Below are 17847 nucleotides of genomic sequence, written 5' to 3'. Positions count from 1 at the left end.
GGCAGTATTCGCTCCAAGCGAACACCATGTCAAGACTGGAGTACCTCGAGAGATCCTGCCTCACTATCGGGGAAATAAACCTCGCACCTTAGTCGGCGATCACACGGGTCCCGGCCTGCACTTGGTCGCCCGGCCGAGTCACCACCCGTTCCCCGGCCTCCAGACCCTCGCGGATCTGCGTGGTGAAATCGCTGCGGCGGCCGGCCTCGACCCGGCGCGGCTGCGCCCGGCCTTCTTCCACCACGAACACCGCCCATTCACCGTCCTCGCGGAACAGGGCGCTGGTGGGGATCTGCAGCACGTCCTCGCCTTCCCACAGCAGGAACTCGGCCTCCACGTGGTAGCCCACCACCAGCCCCGCCTTGCGGGCCTCTTCCGCATCCACTTCGAGCAGGACCGGCACGCGCTGCTCGTCCACCCCCAGCGCCGAGGTCCGCGTGAAGCCCGCCGGCCGCAGCCGGCGCACCCGGGCCTCCAGCGCCTCATCGCCACCCCAGTCGATCAGACGCACACGCATGTCCGGCGTTACCCGCACCGCATCCATCGACAGCAGGTCCACCTGCACCTCCAGATCCGCCGGATCCCCGAGCTCCAGCACCGGTTCGCCGGCCACGACCGTGCCCTCGCAGCAGCGATGCCGGTGCAGCACCACGCCGCCGGCCGGCGCACGCACGGCCAGCGATTCGGCTTCCTCCTCGCTGCGTTCGCCGGTGGCGATGTCCAGGATCACCCGCGCCGCCTCGACCTCGCTGCGAGCGACCTCCACCGCCGACTCGCCTGCCTCCACCGTCGAGCGGGCGCGATCACGCCGGGTCTCCACCCGCTCCAGATCGCTGGCGGACACCGCCCCGTCCTCGAACAGTTCGCGGTGACGCCGGTACTCCGACTCCGCCAGCCGCGCCTCGGCCCGCAGATCCTCGAGGCTGGCCCGTGCCCCCTGCAGACGCGAGCGTGCCGCGGCCAGGTGCTCGCGGGCCTGCTCGCGCGAGCGCGCATCCAGCCCCGGCGCCGGCAGCGGCTCCATGCGGAACAGTTCATCGCCGGCGGCTACCGCATCGCCCTCTTCCAGGTGCACGCGATGCAGGAATCCCGCGATGGGCGCGGACACCTCCCAGGTATCGCGCAGCCGCGTGCGCCCTTCCTCGCGCAGGGTCTCCGTGAACGGCCCGGACTTCACCTCACTGACCGCCACCGCGACCGGCCGCGGGCTCAGCGCCCACACCAGCGCTGCGGCACCCGCCAGCACCACCAGTCCCGCCGTGATTCGCTTCTTCAACACCATTTCCTCAGTCTCGCAGATCCCGCGCCCCCGCGCCGCAGACGAGCGTTCCGGACACCGGGGGTCATTCCGCGGCCTTCAGGGCCTGCACGCGGTCCAGGCCGCGCAGCCGGCGCAGGATCAGCAGGCCGGACAGCGTGGAGGCCACAATGATCCCCAGCGCGGCGAAGCCGTACAGCTGCGGCGTGATGATGAACGGCAGGCGCACGAACTCGAGCGTCAGGGCCTGGTTCAGCAGCCAGGCGAACCCGGTACCGCTGGCCCAGGCCACCGGGATGGCGGCCAGGCTGACCAGCGCGATCTCGCCCAGCAGGACCCAGCTGACCTGCGCCCGCGAATACCCCAGCACCTCCAGCGTGGCCAGCTCGCGTTCGCGCTCGGCGTACGCGATACGGGCGTTGTTGTAGGTCACCGCGAAGGCGATCGAGCCGGCCAGCAGCACGAATACCGCCGCGAACGCGAGCACCGTTTCCTCCATGTATTCGCGCACATTGGCCTCGGCCTCGCGCACCCGCTCCACGCTGGCCACCTCGGGTTGTTCGGACAGCGAGGCATACAGCGCGTCTTCGTATTCGGAGTCGACCAGCAGCCAGGCGCCGGTCACCGCCGGGCCCTCGCCTTTCAGCCGATGCAGCGCGTCGCGCCGGATATAGGCCCCGGTACCCATCGGCTCGTCGACATCCATCTGCAGGGTCACCCGGTACTGCTGGTCGATCATGTGTCCCACCGCCTGCAGCTGGTAGGCCCCGATCAGCAGCAGTCCGCCGGACAGGCCGATCCCGATCACCGACGCCAGTGCCTTGAGCCGGTGGCGCGCGAGATTGCGCAGGATGATGCGGGAGGACTGTCCCAGACCCCGCATCAGCGCCGAACCCTCCAGCCAGCCGCGGCGGAAGCGTTCCGGCGCCGGCGGACGCATCGCCTCCGCCGGCTGCATGCGCACCGCCTGCCACACCGCCTGCAGGGTGCCCAGCAGGGCCGCGACCATCGCCACCCCCACCGCCAGCAGCACCAGCCATCCCTGCAGGCGGAAGTTCAGCTCCGGGAAGCGGAAGTACTCCATGTACAGGTCGACCAGGGCGTGCGCGGTCCACGCCCCCAGGGCGATCCCCGCGACACTGCCCGTCAGCACGATCAGCGTCGTCAGCAGCACGTAATGCCACGCGATCGCGAGGTTGCCGTAGCCGAACGCCTTGAGGATCGCGATCTGGTCGCGCTGCCCGCGGATGATGCGCCCCATCACCACGTGCAGCAGAAACGCCGAGACCAGCAGGAAGATCGCCGGCACCACCACCGCCATGATGCCCAGCTGCTGGATCTCCAGGGTGACGAACTCGTGCGAGAACAGCTCGTCGCGGCCATGGGCGCCGGTGCTGCCATAGCGCGCGAGGGCAACGTCCAGCGCGTCGATCACCGCCGCGCGGTCGGCATCGCGCTGCAGGCTCACGCTCAGGCTGTTGAACGCCCCTTCCATGCCCCAGGCGGCAGCCAGCGCGCTTTCGTTCATCCACAGGATCGCGTAGCGCTCGTAGTCCGGCATCAGATGCCCCGGCGAGACCTGGTAGACGAACTCCGGTGACAGTGCGATGCCGCTGACGCGCACCTCGACCAGTCGCCCCCCGATGATCAGCCGCAGCGTATCCCCGGCAACCAGCCCGTGGGCCTCGGCAAAGCCGTCGCTGACCACCACCTCGTCGGAGCGGGCCCGTTCCGGCAGGCGTCCCTCGCGCAGGTGCAGCTGGTTGAGGGCCGGCTGGCGCCCGTCCGGCAGCGACAGCACCTGGCCACGGATCGGGTCGTCGAAGCCGTCCAGTTCCAGCCGCGCCGGCGCGCGCACCCGCGGCTCAACCTCGGCCACCCCGGGGATCTCGCGCAGCGGATCGGCGATCCGCCGCGGGGCCCGGTTCACCTCGGCGAAGACATCGGCAAAGTGGCGCTCGGCGTAGAAACGTTCCTGCGTCAGGCTCAGTGCGTCATGGCCCATCACCGAGAACACCAGGGTCAGCACCCCGCTGGCGATGACCAGCGCGATCGCCGCCGCCTGTCCGCGCAGCCGGGCGAGATCGCGAAGGACCTTGAGATGCAGGGTGCGCACGGGTACGCGTCACCACCGCAGGGTGGCCGGGTCCGCCCGCTGCGGGTTCTCCTCGATGGAATCGACCCGGCCATCGCGCAGATGGATTACCCGGTCGGCCATCTCGCCGATGACCGCGTTGTGGGTGATGATCGCGACCGTGGTGTTCAGCCGCTCGTTGATGTGCGCCAGCACCTCCAGCACGCGGATCCCGGTCTGCGAGTCCAGCGCGCCGGTGGGCTCGTCGCACAGCAGCACCGCCGGCTGCTTGGCGATCGCGCGGGCGATGGCCACACGCTGCTGCTCGCCGCCGGAGAGCTGCGACGGAAAGTGGTCCATGCGGTCCTCCAGCCCCACCAGCGCCAGCGCCTCCTCCGGCGGCATCGGATCGCGCGAGATCTCGGTGACGATGGCCACGTTCTCGCGTGCGGTCAGACTGGCGATCAGGTTGTAGAACTGGAACACGAAGCCCACATGGTCGCGGCGAAAGGCCGTCAGCGTGCGCTCGGAGGCCTGCGCCAGATCCTGGTCGCGGTAGCGCACCTCGCCCTCGGACGCGGTATCCAGCCCGCCCATGATGTTCAGCAGCGTCGACTTGCCGGAGCCCGACGCGCCCAGCATCACTACCAGCTCGCCGGCGTAGACCTCCAGGTCCACCCCACGCAGCGCCCGGATGGTGACCTCGCCCATGAGATAGACCCGGGTCACCCCGCTCGCATGGAAGATGACCTCGCGCCGGCCGAAACCGGCGGCCGGGGCCGGGATGGCGTTCATCCCGGAATCGAGGTTACCCGCGCCACCGGGGCCGGAGGTTCGGCCGCCGGGGCCGCCCCGCTGTCCGGCGCACCCGGCAGCAGACCGCCGCCGTTGCCGTCCAGACCCGCCGACCACAGGCTCAGCAGCAACAGCAGGAGGATCAGGATCGGGATCAGGATGCGTGGTTTCATCGGACAGGCCCTCGCTCGCGGCAATACCCCAATGCTGCCACAAAGGCCCCCACATGGCGGCGCCCCGTCCCCCCTCATCGCGAGTTGCGCGAGACCCCGATTTGTTGTTTTGCGCCCAAATATTTACCCTGTGCGCACCGTCCGGCCCGCCGCAGACGCGCCGCGCACCCCGCAATCGCGCGCCGCAGGGCCGTTTTGACGCCACATCGGCATCATCCGAACCGCTTCAACAACGCAAGGAGTCAACATGTCCGCTCTGATCTGTGGGTCCATGGCCTACGACACCATCATGGTGTTCCCCGACCGCTTCAAGAACCACATCCTCCCGGACAAGGTGCACATGCTGAATGTGTCCTTCCTGGTCCCGGACATGCGTCGCGAGTTCGGCGGCTGCGCCGGCAACATCGCCTACAACATGAAGCTGCTGGGCGCCGATCCGACCGTGATGGCCACCGTGGGCGGCGATTTCACCCCCTACGCCGACTGGATGGACAAGCACGGCATCTCGCGCAAGTTCGTGAAGGAGCTGCGGGACACCTACACCGGTCAGGCCTTCATCACCACCGACCAGGACGACAACCAGATCACCGCCTTCCATCCGGGCGCGATGGGCTTCTCGCACCAGCAGAAGGTCACCGACGCCGACGGCATCAAGGTCGGCATCGTCTCCCCGGACGGCCGTGACGGCATGATCGAGCACGCCCAGCAGTTCGCCGATGCCGGCATCCCGTTCATGTTCGACCCGGGCCAGGGCCTGCCGATGTTCGACGGCGACGACCTGAAGCGCTTCATGGAGAACGCCACCTATGCCGCGTTCAATGACTACGAGGCGCAGCTGACCGCCGATCGCACCGGCATGAGCATGGAGCAGCTGGCGGAGATGGTGGACGCGATGATCGTCACCCGTGGCGGCGACGGCTCCGACATCTACACCGGCGGCAAGAAGATCACCATCCCGTCGGTGGAACCGGCCGCGATCAAGGACCCGACCGGCTGCGGCGACGCCTACCGTGCCGGCCTGCTGTTCGGCCTGGAGAAGGGCTTTGATTGGGAGACGACCGGCCGCATCGCGTCGCTGATCGGCTCCATCAAGATCGCCCACTCCGGCACCCAGAACCACCACTTCTCGGCCGAGGAATTCGCCGACAAGTTCGAGAAGGCCTTCGGCTACCGCTACTGAGGCAGCCCCTCACCGAATCCGGCCGCGATGGCCGGGTTCCGGCGAGCTTCCGGCCCGGGCTCCCCTTGGGGGACCCGGGCTTTTTTGGGCCCGAGGGTCCCGCCCCCCGGAGAACATGCAGGCGCGTGCAACATGAATGCACGCCTATTCCTTCAATAATCAAATGGACTTTGCTAGTGTGGGATCAATTTCCGGCCTTCGCCCGGAATCGTGCTCATTGACGAGGACAACGACATGGAAAAGCAGGAAGTCCTGGACCGTCTGCACCAGGCCAAACGTGCCCACCTCGCCTGGGTCGGCCGCGCCGAACTTCTCACCCAGGGTGTACCGGTGGAAAAGGACCAGATCCCCGTACTGCACACCGACTGCCCGTTCGGGCAGTGGTATTTCAGTGACGGTCAGGCGCTCAACGATTTTCCAGAATTCGAGGCAATCGACGAGGCCCACCGTCACCTGCATCAGGCGTACGCGGAGATCTTCAAACTGGTCACCGAGGAAGAAAACGCCTCGATGTTTTCGAAACTGCTGGGTTTCGCCCGGCGCCAGCACGAGCGGAACGAACCGCTGATCCGGATGCACATGGAGGCACTGGAGGAGGCCTCGCGCAGCGTGGTGCACCACCTCGACGCGCTGGAGAAGAAGATCCGGGAGATGGAAGAAGAGCAGTTCGCGGAGGCGGTGCGCGCCTGAGGCGGCACCGGCGGCCGCCCGGATTCTCAGGCGGTCGCCGACCCCGACTGCGCCCAGGCCGCCTTCCAGCTCTCGTAGTCCGCGACCAGCTGCTCGACATCGGCCTCGTCGAACGGCCGCAGGCCACTCAGGACCAGGTGCTTGCTGCCCCGAGCGACCACCGCCCCTTCGGTCACCAGCTCGTAATCCAGGCGGATCTCGCCGCGCTTGCCATTAACCGTCATCACCGCGTCCTTCAGGCGCGGCTCCGGCACGGCGGCCGCGGCCGCCAGCGGCTCGGGGAGTTCGAACCCCATGCGTTCGTACATCACCAGCGGACGTTTGGGATTCACCATCACTTGATGCTCGCGCATCAGCGGCACCAGCACGTGCGGGAAGTTCTGCCCGGAGAACGACACGTAGCTACGGATCAGCGACTCGATCGCGGCCGGGTCCTCGACCACCGCCCCGGAACGCTCGATCTCGACCACGCTCTTGCCGTTCTCGTCGGTAATGGCGACCTGTTCGCCGGGATCCTCCGGGAAATGCACGGGGGCGTTGCCGCCCACCATGCCGGTAAAGCGAAAGTTCATCGAGGCACTGGCGCCCCAGGCGTCCAGCGCCAGGGCGAAAAGCAGATCACCGGGTACGCAGAACCGCCGCGAATCGGCGTCATGGATGGGGTTGAAGTCCCCGGCCACGGCCTTGGCAAACCGGCTCCCCTGCTCCGGGGTCACCACGAGCTGCCCGTCCTGATAGCGGTAGAAATCTTCCAGAAATGATATGCGGGTCACTCGACTCTCCCCGAACTTCGTTCTCGTTATTCCCGGACTTCCAGTCCCAGGTGTTCGCGGATCGCCGCCAGAAAGGCCTCGCCGTAGCGATCCAGCTTGTGCTGCCCGACCCCGGAGATGCCCAGCAGCTCATCCGGAGTGCGCGGTGTGCCGGCCACCATCTCCAGCAGGGTGGCGTCGTTGAAGATCACGTAGGGCGGCACGCCCTGGTCCGCCGCGAGTTTCTGACGCAGCCTGCGCAGAGTGTCCCACAAGGCCCGGTCTTCCGCATCCAGACCGGCGACCGAACGCGCCGTCTCGCGGCGCGAGGCGGGCGCGGGACGCCCCCCGGCGACGGCCTCGTGGCGCAGATGCAGGGCTTCCTCGCCACGCAGTACGCCGCGGCAGGCGGGATCCAGCCGCAGCCCGCCGTAACCCTCGGGATCCAGACGCAGCAGGCCGCGCGCCAGCAGCTGGCGCACCATGCCGCGCCACTGGCGCTCATCCAGTTCGGTCCCGATCCCGAAGGTGCTCAGCCGGTCGTGGCCGAGGCGGGTGAGCCGCTCGCTGCGGCTGCCGCGCAGGACCGCAATCACGTGACCGGCGCCGAAGCGCTCGCCGGTGCGGTAGATGCATGAAAGCAGCTTCTGCGCCGCCACCGTGGCATCCCAGGTGGCCGGCGGGTCCTGGCAGTTGTCGCAGTAACCGCAGGGCTCGGGCAGGGTCTCGCCGAACCACGCGAGCAGGGCCTGACGGCGGCAGGTGGTCAGTTCGCTGAAGCCCAGCATCGCCTCCAGCTTCTGCTGCTCGATTCGCTGGCGCTCCTCGCCGGCATCCGAGTCCTGCAGCATCTGCCGCAGCGTGACCACGTCCTGCAGCCCGTAGAGCATCCAGGCATCGGCCGGCAGCCCGTCGCGTCCGGCACGGCCGGTCTCCTGGTAGTAGCCCTCCAGGCTCTTGGGAAGACTCAGATGGGCGACAAAGCGCACGTCCGGCTTGTCGATGCCCATGCCGAAGGCAATGGTCGCGACCATCACCACGCCATCCTCGCGCAGGAAGCGACGCTGGTGCTCGGCGCGCGTCGCCGCCGGCAAGCCGGCGTGATAGGGAAGCGCGGTCACGCCGCGCGCCGCCAGCCATTCGGCGGTTTCGTCCACCTTGCGCCGCGACAGGCAGTAAACGATGCCCGCCTCGCCCGGGTGTTCCTCGCGGATGAAGCGCAGCAGGCGCTCGCGCGGCGGGCCGGACGATCCGTCGGCGGCCCCGACCCGGTAGCGGATGTTGGGCCGATCGAAGGAACTGACAAACATCCGCGCCGACTCCAGGCGCAGGCGCTCGCGGATCTCCTCGCGGGTGGGTTCGTCCGCGGTGGCGGTCAGGGCAATGCGCGGCACCGACGGGAAACGCTCCGCCAGCACCGCCAGGCGCCCGTACTCGGGACGGAAATCGTGCCCCCACTGGGATACGCAATGCGCCTCGTCGATCGCGAACAGCGCCAGCTCCAGCCCTTCCAGGCGATCCAGCATCCCGGGCGCGAACAGCCGTTCCGGAGAGAGATAAAGCAGATCCAGCTCCCCGGCGTGCAGCGCAGCCAGCACACCGCGCGCGGTGGCCTCGTCCTGCCCCGAATCCAGCCCGGCCGCGGCCACGCCGTTCTGCCGCAGGGCCTGCACCTGGTCGTGCATCAGCGCGATCAGGGGCGAGATGACGATGGCGCAGCCACGCCGCGCCAGTGCCGGGATCTGGTAGCAGAGCGACTTGCCCCCTCCGGTGGGCATCAGCACCAGGGCGTCGCCGCCCCCGGCGACATGCTCCACCACCGCCTGCTGCTGTCCGCGAAAGGCCTGGTAGCCAAACGTCTCGCGCAGGATGGTTTCCGGGGCGCTTCCCTGCGCCGGTGTTGCTGCGGTCTGATTCCCTTCCACCGGACGGTCCACCTGCGTTGCCATTAAGCTGTTCAGACTGCCCCAGGCCCCGCGCCGGGCGCAAGAACGGGCAGCCTCCTGGTGTGCATAGTAGGCTACGCGCTCCCTTCATCCGGGTGACTTTCCATGCGCGGTTTCGGCTCTTCGGTCCACGACGCCCCCGACAACGCGGTCAACTGGCGCATCGTGCGCAGCCTGCTGCCGTATCTGTCCGAATTCCGCGGGCGGATGTTCCTGGCGCTGGGCCTGATGGCCCTGGCCAAGCTGGCCACCGTGGCCGTGCCGGTGGCCCTGAAGTACATTGTCGAGCACTTCGAGGACGCCGGGGCGGAGGCGCTGGTGACCGTGCCTGTGGCGCTGGTGCTGGGCTACGGGCTGCTGCGCTTCGGCGGGACCTTCTTCGGCGAGCTGCGCGACGCGGTGTTCGTGCGCGTGGCGGAGCGCGCAATGCGGCGCGCCTCGCTGCGGGTCTTCCAGCACCTGCACCGGCTGGAGCTGGGGTTCCATCTGGCACGCGAGACCGGCGGCCTGGCCCGGGACATCGAGCGCGGCACCAGCGGCATGAGCTTCCTGCTGCGCTTCATGGTGTTCAACATCCTGCCGACGCTGATCGAGATCCTGCTGGTGGCCGTCATCCTGCTGTTCGCCGTGGGGCCGGTGTTCATGTTCACCGTGCTGATCGCGGTGGCGGTCTACGCAGCCTTCTCCATCTGGGTCACCGAGTGGCGCACGCGCTTCGTGCGCGAGGCCAACCAGCGCGACAACGAATCCAATACCCGGGCGATCGACAGCCTGCTCAACTACGAAACGGTCAAGTACTTCGGTAACGAAGATTACGAGGCCGAACGCTACGACCGCGGACTGGCGGCCTGGGAACAGGCACGCACGAAGAACGTGCTGTCGCTGGTGCTGCTGAACTCCGGGCAGGCCCTGATCATCGCGGTAGCCATCACGGTGATGATGCTGCTTGCCGCCGCGCGGGTGGCCGACGGCTCGATGTCGCTGGGCGACCTGGTGATGGTCAACGCCTACATGATCCAGCTGTTCATTCCGCTGAATTTCCTCGGCTTCGTTTATCGCGAGATCCGTCAGTCGCTGGCCAACATCGAGCGCCTGTTCGGGCTGCTGGAGAAGCCCGTGCAGGTCGAGGACCGGCCGGATGCGCCGGACCTGGAAGTCGGCGCCGGGCACGTGCGCTTCGAGCACGTGGATTTCCACTACCAGCCGGAACGTCCGATCCTCGAGGACGTGAACATCGACCTGCCGGCCGGGAAACGGATTGCAGTGGTGGGCCCCAGCGGGGCCGGCAAGTCCACCCTGTCGCGGCTGCTGTTCCGCTTCTACGACGTTACCGGCGGGCGCATCACCATCGATGGTCAGGACCTGCGCGACGTGACCCAGGCCAGCGTGCGCCGGGCGATCGGCATGGTTCCGCAGGACACCGTGCTGTTCAACGACACCATCCGTTACAACATCGCCTACGGCGATCCGTCCGCCAGTGACGCGGCGATCGAGCGGGTGGCGCGCCTGGCGCATCTGGAAGGGTTCATCGCGCGTCTGCCCGATGGCCTGGACACGGTAGTCGGCGAACGCGGCCTGAAGGTGTCCGGCGGCGAGAAACAGCGCATCGCGATCGCCCGCATGCTGCTGAAGGACCCGCCCATCCTGGTGTTCGACGAAGCCACCTCCTCGCTGGACTCGGACACCGAGAAGGGCATCCTGCAGGCGCTGGACGAGGTCTCCGCGCGCCGCACGACACTGGTGATCGCCCACCGCCTGTCCACGGTAAAGCACGCCGACCGCATCGTGGTCCTGGAGCACGGTCGGGTGGCCGAAACCGGCAACCATCACGAGCTTCTCGCCCGCAACGGCACGTATGCGCGCCTGTGGCACCACCAGCAGTCCGAGGCCGGTGACGCCTCGGAATTCACCGACAACTCGTGATACATTTCTCAAAACTCGTGAACCGCGGTGGCGATGAACCCCCCGATCCTCCTGCTCTGGTGTCTGCTGGCCCTGACGGTTGCGACCGCCGATGCCGATGACGATTACCGGGCCCCGGAATCCATCGCGGACACCACCCGGATCGATGCGGACGACGCCTGGAGACTGTTTCGCGAGGGGCTACCGTTCGTGGACGTGCGGCTGGCCGCGGATTATCGCGCCGGCCGCATTCCCGGAGCCATCAACCTGACCATCATGCGCGACGCCGACGACCCGCGGAACCGCTTCACCCGCGAGGCCCTGCTCGAAGTCGCCGGAGGCCGGGACCGGCCGGTGGTCCTCTACTGCAACGAATTCGACTGCTGGCGCACCGAGGCCGCCATCCGCCGCGCACTGGAATGGGGCTTCGACGACCTCCACTACTTCCCCGGTGGCTACCCCGAGTGGAGCCGCCGGAACTACCCCTTCGAATGAGATGGAGTCCGGAGCGGAGGCGCGGGTGATTCGGCTGCGAACAGCGATTGCTCTGGCTGTTTTCACCGGCCTGGCCCTGCTGGCTGCCGCGCTGGCTACCGGCGCCCATCTGGCCCTGCAGCAGGCGGACCAGCGGCTCGACCGCTTTGCCATGGAAACCCAGGAAGCCGCCTGGCAACAGGTGCTGGAGGCCGAACTGCAGGCGCTGCGCAGCGAAGCCACCGCGGTCACCCGCAACCGGGCGCTGCGCGAGGCGCTTGCCGGCGACGAACCGGTGGCGGGCTATGCCGACCCGCTGCACAACCGACTGACCGCCGCGGGCGTCGCCAGCGGCCTGGTCATTTATGACGCCGACGGCGAACGCCGCTTTGACTCCGTTCTCGAGGATTCCACCGAGTGTCCGCTGGCTCGTGCCACGCTGGACGACGGCCGCATCCACCAGGGCCTGCACCGTACTCCGGAGGGGCGTTATTTCGCCGGCCTGACCATCCCGCTGTACGACCAGGGGCAGCTGGTCGGCGTGGTCGTGCCGCTGCAATCGCTGGCCGGGTCCGCCCTCGACACCCTCGCGGGCAAAGCGGATACCCGCGCGGCGCTGCTGGACGCCGGGGGGCGGGTGGAACATACTGCACCCGCGGTGGCCCTGCCCAACCCCGGCCCCATGCTGAACCGGGCCGCGGCACGACGCACGACCGCCGCCGGACGTCATGAACTCGCGGTGCACCTGCCGCTGACCCCGTTCGATGGCGAGGACGTCACCGGCAACATCGTGGTCATCCGCGACATCACCGACTCGGTTACAACCCAGCGCTTCATCAACAACGCCACGCGCGCCGGGGCGATCGTCGCCCTCCTCCTGATCGGCTGGGCGCTGTACTTCTGGCTGGGGCGCGCCCTGCGACCGCTGCGCGAGGCGGTGGCCACTCTCGAGGACGTGGGCCAGGGACGGTTCACCACCCGCATCCGCCGCGATTCGCGGCTGCGGGAAGTCGCCACCCTCCAGGGCGCCACTCTGGACATGGTGGAGCGGCTGCGGCGCATGCTGGAAGTCGAAGAAGACGCCCGCCTCGCCTTTCTCGATCCGCTGACCGGCCTGGCCAACCGCCGCCTGCTGCACGAGCGCCTGGACCACGCCATCCGCGCCGCCGAACAGTCCGGGCGGCCCTCGGCCCTGCTGCTGATCGACCTCGACAACTTCAAGACCCTCAACGACACTCGCGGCCATTCGGTCGGCGACCGGCTGCTGACGCTGGTCGCACAGCGCCTGCAGGGACAGGTCCGCCTGCAGGACACGGTGGCGCGCATCGGTGGAGACGAATTCGTGGTCCTGCTGGAAGAGCTCAAGCCCGACCAGGATCAGGCGGTCGCGGATGCCGGCAAGCTCGCCGCCAAATTGCTGGACCATATTCGGGAGCCGCTGATACTGGACGGGATCCAGCATGTCATCCAGGCCAGCATCGGCGTCACCGTGTTCCCGCAGGGCGGCGACACCAGCGAGGAACTGCTCAAGCAGGTGGATTTCGCGATGTATCAGGCCAAGCATGACGGTCGCGACACAATGCGCTTCTACGACCCGGAGATGCAGCGTCAGCTGCAGCGGCGGGCGGAACTGGAACGGGCCCTGCGGGACGCACTGGATGCCGATGAGCTGCTCCTTCACCTGCAGCCGCAGGTGGACGCCGACGGCCACCTGATCGGTGCCGAAGGCCTGATGCGCTGGAACCCGGGCGATCCCCGGGAGGTTTCACCCGCCGAATTCATCCCCGTGGCAGAGCAGAGCGGTCAGATCCTCGCGATCGGCCGGGTGGCCCTGCGCCAGGCCTGCGAGCACCTGGCCCGCTGGCGCAACATCCCCGGCGCCGAGGCCCTGCAGCTCGCGGTCAATCTCTCCGCTCCTCACCTGCGCGATGCCCGGCTGCTCGACGAGGTGCGCCAGCTGCTGAAGGAGACCGGCGCCCCGCCGCAGCGACTGACACTCGAGATCACCGAGAGCGTGATGGCCGACGAATCGGAACAGTTGATGACCAACCTGCAGGAGCTGCGCGCGCTGGGCATCGGCCTCGCGCTGGACGATTTCGGCACCGGCTACTCGTCGCTCGGTTATCTCAAGAGGTTGCCGGTGACCGAACTGAAGATCGACCGCTCCTTCGTGCGCGACCTCGAACACGATCCGGGCGACGCCGAGATCGTAACCACCATCCTCGCCATTGCTCGCACCATGGGGCTGGAGGTCGTGGCCGAAGGGGTCGAGACGCCCGCCCAGCAGGAGTTCCTCGGACAGCGCGGCTGCAGACGTTTCCAGGGCTTCCTGTTCCACCGCGCCATGCCCGCGCAAAGCCTGGAAGCGCTGCTGCCCTGACGAGCTCAGTCGCCGGGGTCGACGCGCCCGCGCAGGGCCTTCCTGCGCCCGCGGCGGGTCTTGGCGTCCAGCCGGCGCAGTTTGGCGGCACGGGGCGGTCGCGTCGGGCGCCGCTTCTTCACCGGCTGTCCGGCCTCGCGCAGCAGCTCGGCCAGGCGCTCCAGGGCATCCTCGCGATTGGCCTCCTGCGTGCGGTACTGCTGTGCCTTGATCACGATCACGCCGTCACGGGTGATGCGCCGGTCGCGCCGGCGCAGCAGGCGTTCGCGATAGACCTCGGGCAGGCTCGCGGAGGCATGGATGTCGAAGCGGAGATGGATGGCGGTGGCCACCTTGTTGACGTTCTGCCCGCCGGCACCCTGCGCGCGGATGGGCGTCAGCTCGATCTCCGCGTCGGGGATGCTCACATTACCGGAGATCTTCAGCATCGGGAGGCTCAGCGGAACTCGCCATCGATGATGCGGCCGTCGTCGTCGAGTTCGGCGAAAAAGCGGCTGTTGTCAGTACGGTATTCGTGCGTGGCGATGTCGCCCGGGAGCACCAGCGTCACATCGGGATAGACCCGCCGGAATTCCTCGGGGGTCGGGCGGGTGTCGATGAAGGCATGGAACGGCTCGAGCTCCTCGACCGTTCCCGGCCGCGGCTCGAAGCCGTTGCCGCCGCGCTCCCCGGTCTCCAGCGAGCAGCCCCCCAGGGCCAGAACCATCACGACCGCCAGTGCGGCCCGGTGTCGAAATATCATCGCTGCCTCCAGCGCCGCGCCGCGATCGGCGCGGGTCAGTCGCCCGGCTGTCCGTGCTCGCGGGTGGCGAGGAACCGGATCTCCGGCCATTTTTCCTCGGCCATCTGCAGATTGACCCGTGTCGGAGCGATATAGACCAGATCTCCGGCGTGGTCCAGGGCGAGGTTGTTCGCCGCCTTTTCCTTGAACTCCGCCAGTTTCTTCGGATCGTCGCTTTCCACCCAGCGCGCGGTCTGCACGTTCACGTTCTCGAACTGCGCCTCCACCTTGTACTCGGTGCGCAGGCGTTCGGCGACCACGTCGAACTGCAGCACCCCCACCGCCCCCAGGATCAGGTCGTTGTTCGTCAGCGGGCGGTAGAGCTGGGTCGCGCCCTCCTCGCACAGCTCCTGCAGCCCCTTGGTCAGCTGCTTCATCTTCAGCGGATCCTTCAGCTGCGCACGGCGGAACAGCTCGGGCGCGAAGTTGGGGATGCCCTTGAACGTCAGATCCTCGCCCTGGGTAAAGGTGTCGCCGATGCGGATGGTCCCGTGGTTGTGGATGCCGATGATGTCGCCGGGATAGGCGGTCTCCACGTGTTCGCGATCGGAGGCCAGGAAGGTCAGCGCGTCCGGAACCTTCACGTCGCGCCCGATGCGCACGTGACGCAGCTTCGCGCCCTTGTCGAAGGTGCCGGAACAGATGCGCATGAACGCGATGCGGTCGCGGTGATTGGGATCCATGTTCGCCTGAATCTTGAACACGAACCCGGTGAACTTCTCCTCGGTGGGTTCCACCCTGCGCGAATACGTCGGACGCGGCAGCGGCCCCGGGGCGTACTCGACAAAGTCGTCCAGCAGCTCCTCGATGCCGAAGTTGTTGATCGCCGAGCCGAAGAATACCGGGGTCTGCTCACCGCGCAGATAGGCGTCCGGGTCGAACTCGTGCGAGGCGCCCTGCACCAGCTCCAGTTCCTCGCGCAGCTCTTCGGCCTGGGTCCCCAGGACCTCGTCGAGGCGCGGGTTGTCGAGGCCCTCGATGATCTCGCCGGTGGACTTCTTGCCGCCCTGCTCCGGGTCGTACAAGTGCACCGCATCGCGGCGAATGTGATAGACGCCGCGGAAACGCTTGCCGCTGCCGATCGGCCAGGTGACGGGGGCGCACTGGATCTTCAACACCTCCTCGACCTCGTCCAGCAGTTCGATCGGCTCGCGCCCCTCGCGGTCCATCTTGTTGACGAAGGTCATGATCGGGGTGTCGCGCAGGCGGCAGACCTCCATCAGCTTGATGGTGCGGTCCTCCACGCCCTTGGCCGCGTCGATGACCATCAGCGCGGAATCCACGGCGGTCAGCGTGCGGTAGGTATCCTCGGAAAAGTCCGCATGCCCCGGGGTATCCAGCAGGTTCACCATGCGCCCCTTGTAGGGGTACTGCATCACCGAGGAGGTGACCGAGATCCCGCGCGACTGCTCCATCGCCATCCAGTCGGAGGTGGCGTGGCGCGCGGACTTGCGCCCCTTGACCGTACCGGCGAGCTGGATCGCGCCGCCGTACAGCAGGAGCTTTTCGGTCATGGTGGTCTTGCCCGCGTCCGGATGCGAGATGATCGCAAAGGTCCGGCGGCGGGCGGTCTCGTCGACAAAGGACATCGGTCGGGTCCCGTACGGGGAGAAAGCCCGACATTCTAACGTATTCCGCCCGCCGCATTGGGCGGCGCGGCCTCGCCCACCGCGCAAGCGGTTCAGCGCACGGCGGCCTCGGTGCGCATGGCCGTGCGCTGTTCGGCGAGGCTCTCGCGCGCTGCCGCCAGTTCGGCCTCGCTCATGCGGGACTCCAGGCGTTCCACGTGCTCGGCGTCGTCGCCGAGGCTGTACCAGACCCAGGCCTGGATCCGGTCACGATTCACGCCGCGGCCGGCCATGTGCAGGCGCCCGAGCCCGCGCTGGGCCTGGTCGTTGCCCTGCTCCGCCGCGAGCACGTACCACTCGACGGCGTCGTCCACCGAACGCTCGACCCCGCGCCCGGTCTCCAGCAGGTAGCCCCAGTGATACTGGGCGGAGGCCAGCCCCTGACCGGCGGCGCGTTCGATCCATTCCGCGGCTTCGGCCGGATCGGCCGATTCATCCGCCAGCAGGTCGCGCCCGAGGTGATACTGGGCATCCATGTCGCCCAGTTCCGCCGCGCGACGGTAGTGTTCGCCGCTTTTCTCCGCGTCCACGGGAACCCCGCGTCCGGTGGCATGGAGGTAGCCGAGGAAGTAGTGCGCGCGCGCATGCCCCTGCTCGGCGGCCCGCGCGAACCATTCGGCCGCCGCCGCCGCGTCCTGTTCGGTGCCACGCGCGGTGTAATGGGCCATGCCCACGTCGAACTGCGCGTCACGGTCGCCGCGTTGCGCATTGCGTTCACGGATGCCGAACCAGACGCCCAGCAGTTCCTGCTGACGTTCGGCTTCGTCGTAACCGAATTCGGTGGCCGCTGCGGGGCCGGCGGTGAACACGAGCGGCAGGGCCGCGGCCAGGGCAAGAAGGGACTTTTTCATCACGGCCTCGATACGGAGTCAGTCGTAAGACCCTGAGAATAGACACATGCTGGGGGAACCGCAAAACCGGCGATGCATTTTTGCGCACCCTGACCGCAGAATGCGCCAGGGAAACGCTGATCAGCGTTTCCCTAGGCCCCCGCCGGTTCCTCGCAGCTGCGGCGCAGGACCCAGGCATCCTCGCGGCCGCTGGGAAGCGGGTAGTAACGCGGTCGGGTGCCGATGTGCTCGAAGCCCTCCGACCGGTAGAGCTGCACGGCCGCGGCATTGGACGGGCGCACTTCCAGGAACAGCGCCTCGGCCCTCTCGCCGCATGCGTAGCCCAGCAGACGGCGCAACATGAAACGCCCCAGCCCGTAGCCCTGCCAGCGCGGATCCACCGTCAGGTTCAGCAGATGCGCCTCGCCGGCGGCCACGGTCAGGATCGCATGCCCCACCTGGCGGCCATCCACGGAGAGGACCCAGCCGTCGTAACCGACCTTCAGGCAGTCCTGAAAGATCCGCGCGGTCCAGGGATAGTCATACGCCTGGCGCTCGATCACCATCACGCGATCGATGTCGGCCAGCTGCATGTGCCGCAGTTCAGGTCGGGTTCGGGCTTCGGCACTCATCGGTCATCTTCCCTCGTGCAGGAGTCGCCCCCCGGATGGAGCCGGTGGTTCAGTCGGTGGCCGCGGACGGCAGGCACGCACGCGCCCGCTGCAGGTCCTCCCAGGCCCGCGCCTTTTCCCGCGGCGAACGCAACAGATAGGCCGGGTGCCAGGTCACGACCAGCGGAATGCCGCGATACTCGTGGACGCGCCCGCGCAGGCGCCCCACCGCGGTCTCGGTCTCCAGCAGCTGGTGCGCCGGGACCCGCCCCAGCGCCACGATGACCTCCGGGGCGAGCGCCTCGATCTGGCGATCCAGGAATCCGCGGCAGGCCCGTGCCTCCTCCGGCTTCGGATCCCGATTGTCGGGCGG

The 17847-nt window shown here is 68.0% G+C and carries 17 protein-coding genes; 5 read left to right on the top strand and 12 right to left on the bottom strand.

All coding sequences use genetic code 11. The features are described from left to right. Positions 1 to 88: 88 nt before the first annotated feature. From B1A74_RS09960 to B1A74_RS14350, 4 genes are all read right to left on the bottom strand, one after another. On the bottom strand, positions 89 to 1282 hold the full coding sequence (locus B1A74_RS09960) for an efflux RND transporter periplasmic adaptor subunit (RefSeq protein ID WP_077244534.1): 1194 nt from the start codon (positions 1280 to 1282) through the stop codon (positions 89 to 91). Between the two features lie 61 nt (positions 1283 to 1343). Then, the gene (locus tag B1A74_RS09955) at positions 1344 to 3374 is read right to left on the bottom strand and encodes an ABC transporter permease (RefSeq protein WP_077244533.1); all 2031 of its coding nucleotides are present in this window, start codon (positions 3372 to 3374) and stop codon (positions 1344 to 1346) included. A 9-nt stretch (positions 3375 to 3383) separates the two neighbouring features. Beyond that, positions 3384 to 4127 carry an ABC transporter ATP-binding protein gene (locus B1A74_RS09950; protein WP_077244532.1) on the bottom strand — a complete coding sequence of 248 codons (744 nt, stop codon included), beginning with the start codon at positions 4125 to 4127 and terminating at the stop codon, positions 3384 to 3386. Continuing rightward, positions 4124 to 4300 (bottom strand): hypothetical protein, encoded by a 177-nt coding sequence (locus tag B1A74_RS14350; protein ID WP_018946912.1) that lies wholly within the window; start codon positions 4298 to 4300, stop codon positions 4124 to 4126. The genes B1A74_RS09950 and B1A74_RS14350 overlap by 4 nt, the downstream gene beginning before the upstream one ends. A gap of 247 nt (positions 4301 to 4547) precedes the next feature. Between B1A74_RS14350 and B1A74_RS09945 the strand changes: the two genes are divergently transcribed. Both B1A74_RS09945 and B1A74_RS09940 read left to right on the top strand, forming a co-directional pair. Next, complete coding sequence (locus tag B1A74_RS09945) at positions 4548 to 5480, top strand: carbohydrate kinase family protein (protein WP_077244531.1); 933 nt, start codon at positions 4548 to 4550, stop codon at positions 5478 to 5480. Between the two features lie 234 nt (positions 5481 to 5714). Further along, a complete protein-coding gene (locus tag B1A74_RS09940; RefSeq protein WP_077244545.1) occupies positions 5715 to 6170 on the top strand; it encodes a CZB domain-containing protein in 456 nt (151 codons plus the stop codon). A 26-nt stretch (positions 6171 to 6196) separates the two neighbouring features. Here the strand turns inward: B1A74_RS09940 and B1A74_RS09935 are convergent, their stop codons facing one another. Together B1A74_RS09935 and recQ are read right to left on the bottom strand one after the other, a co-directional pair. Beyond that, positions 6197 to 6943 carry a DUF3581 family protein gene (locus B1A74_RS09935; RefSeq protein WP_077244530.1) on the bottom strand — a complete coding sequence of 249 codons (747 nt, stop codon included), beginning with the start codon at positions 6941 to 6943 and terminating at the stop codon, positions 6197 to 6199. A gap of 26 nt (positions 6944 to 6969) precedes the next feature. Beyond that, on the bottom strand, positions 6970 to 8871 hold the full coding sequence (gene recQ, locus B1A74_RS09930) for a DNA helicase RecQ (protein WP_425274678.1): 1902 nt from the start codon (positions 8869 to 8871) through the stop codon (positions 6970 to 6972). Between the two features lie 102 nt (positions 8872 to 8973). Here recQ and B1A74_RS09925 point away from each other — a divergent pair, with 102 nt between their 5' ends. Genes B1A74_RS09925 through B1A74_RS09915 form a run of 3 tightly spaced genes read left to right on the top strand, consistent with a single transcriptional unit; the run spans position 8974 to position 13624 of the window. Further along, positions 8974 to 10791, top strand: coding sequence for an ABCB family ABC transporter ATP-binding protein/permease (locus B1A74_RS09925; RefSeq protein ID WP_077244529.1), 1818 nt, complete (start codon positions 8974 to 8976; stop codon positions 10789 to 10791). 33 nt (positions 10792 to 10824) lie between these two features. Then, positions 10825 to 11265, top strand: coding sequence for a rhodanese-like domain-containing protein (locus tag B1A74_RS09920; protein ID WP_018946906.1), 441 nt, complete (start codon positions 10825 to 10827; stop codon positions 11263 to 11265). A gap of 1 nt (position 11266) precedes the next feature. Then, positions 11267 to 13624 carry a bifunctional diguanylate cyclase/phosphodiesterase gene (locus B1A74_RS09915; protein ID WP_208855994.1) on the top strand — a complete coding sequence of 786 codons (2358 nt, stop codon included), beginning with the start codon at positions 11267 to 11269 and terminating at the stop codon, positions 13622 to 13624. A 5-nt stretch (positions 13625 to 13629) separates the two neighbouring features. On the opposite strand, the gene arfB is transcribed toward B1A74_RS09915, so the two are convergent. From arfB to B1A74_RS09885, 6 genes are all read right to left on the bottom strand, one after another. Continuing rightward, positions 13630 to 14052, bottom strand: a complete 423-nt coding sequence (gene arfB / locus B1A74_RS09910) for an alternative ribosome rescue aminoacyl-tRNA hydrolase ArfB (RefSeq protein ID WP_018946904.1) — start codon at positions 14050 to 14052, stop codon at positions 13630 to 13632. A gap of 8 nt (positions 14053 to 14060) precedes the next feature. After that, positions 14061 to 14366 carry a hypothetical protein gene (locus B1A74_RS09905; protein ID WP_077244528.1) on the bottom strand — a complete coding sequence of 102 codons (306 nt, stop codon included), beginning with the start codon at positions 14364 to 14366 and terminating at the stop codon, positions 14061 to 14063. A gap of 35 nt (positions 14367 to 14401) precedes the next feature. Beyond that, the gene (locus B1A74_RS09900; protein ID WP_018946902.1) at positions 14402 to 15994 is read right to left on the bottom strand and encodes a peptide chain release factor 3; all 1593 of its coding nucleotides are present in this window, start codon (positions 15992 to 15994) and stop codon (positions 14402 to 14404) included. Positions 15995 to 16086: 92 nt separating this feature from the next. Continuing rightward, positions 16087 to 16884, bottom strand: a complete 798-nt coding sequence (locus B1A74_RS09895; protein WP_018946901.1) for a tetratricopeptide repeat protein — start codon at positions 16882 to 16884, stop codon at positions 16087 to 16089. Positions 16885 to 17015: 131 nt separating this feature from the next. Next, a complete protein-coding gene (gene rimI / locus B1A74_RS09890; protein ID WP_077244527.1) occupies positions 17016 to 17495 on the bottom strand; it encodes a ribosomal protein S18-alanine N-acetyltransferase in 480 nt (159 codons plus the stop codon). A gap of 49 nt (positions 17496 to 17544) precedes the next feature. Then, positions 17545 to 17847, bottom strand: a 303-nt coding sequence (locus B1A74_RS09885; RefSeq protein WP_208855993.1) for a uracil-DNA glycosylase, incomplete at its 5' end; no start/stop codon positions are given.

It is taken from the genome of Thioalkalivibrio halophilus (assembly GCF_001995255.1).
Taxonomy (GTDB): Bacteria; Pseudomonadota; Gammaproteobacteria; order Ectothiorhodospirales; family Ectothiorhodospiraceae; genus Thioalkalivibrio; species Thioalkalivibrio halophilus.
The sequence above is the reverse complement of the archived record's forward strand: the minus strand, read 5'-3'. Positions and strand labels throughout refer to the sequence as shown.

Bases quoted from the DNA above. Each gene is read 5' to 3' on its own strand.
- B1A74_RS09905 (WP_077244528.1), bottom strand. From the start codon at position 14,366: ATGATATTTCGACACCGGGCCGCACTGGCGGTCGTGATGGTTCTGGCC.
- B1A74_RS09900 (WP_018946902.1), bottom strand. From the start codon at position 15,994: ATGTCCTTTGTCGACGAGACCGCCCGCCGCCGGACCTTTGCGATCATC.
- rimI (WP_077244527.1), bottom strand. From the start codon at position 17,495: ATGAGTGCCGAAGCCCGAACCCGACCTGAACTGCGGCACATGCAGCTG.
- B1A74_RS09950 (WP_077244532.1), bottom strand. From the start codon at position 4,127: ATGAACGCCATCCCGGCCCCGGCCGCCGGTTTCGGCCGGCGCGAGGTC.
- B1A74_RS09940 (WP_077244545.1), top strand. From the start codon at position 5,715: ATGGAAAAGCAGGAAGTCCTGGACCGTCTGCACCAGGCCAAACGTGCC.
- B1A74_RS09920 (WP_018946906.1), top strand. From the start codon at position 10,825: ATGAACCCCCCGATCCTCCTGCTCTGGTGTCTGCTGGCCCTGACGGTT.
- arfB (WP_018946904.1), bottom strand. From the start codon at position 14,052: ATGCTGAAGATCTCCGGTAATGTGAGCATCCCCGACGCGGAGATCGAG.
- B1A74_RS09895 (WP_018946901.1), bottom strand. From the start codon at position 16,884: ATGAAAAAGTCCCTTCTTGCCCTGGCCGCGGCCCTGCCGCTCGTGTTC.
- B1A74_RS09960 (WP_077244534.1), bottom strand. From the start codon at position 1,282: ATGGTGTTGAAGAAGCGAATCACGGCGGGACTGGTGGTGCTGGCGGGT.
- B1A74_RS14350 (WP_018946912.1), bottom strand. From the start codon at position 4,300: ATGAAACCACGCATCCTGATCCCGATCCTGATCCTCCTGCTGTTGCTG.
- B1A74_RS09915 (WP_208855994.1), top strand. From the start codon at position 11,267: ATGGAGTCCGGAGCGGAGGCGCGGGTGATTCGGCTGCGAACAGCGATT.
- B1A74_RS09925 (WP_077244529.1), top strand. From the start codon at position 8,974: ATGCGCGGTTTCGGCTCTTCGGTCCACGACGCCCCCGACAACGCGGTC.
- B1A74_RS09945 (WP_077244531.1), top strand. From the start codon at position 4,548: ATGTCCGCTCTGATCTGTGGGTCCATGGCCTACGACACCATCATGGTG.
- recQ (WP_425274678.1), bottom strand. From the start codon at position 8,871: ATGGCAACGCAGGTGGACCGTCCGGTGGAAGGGAATCAGACCGCAGCA.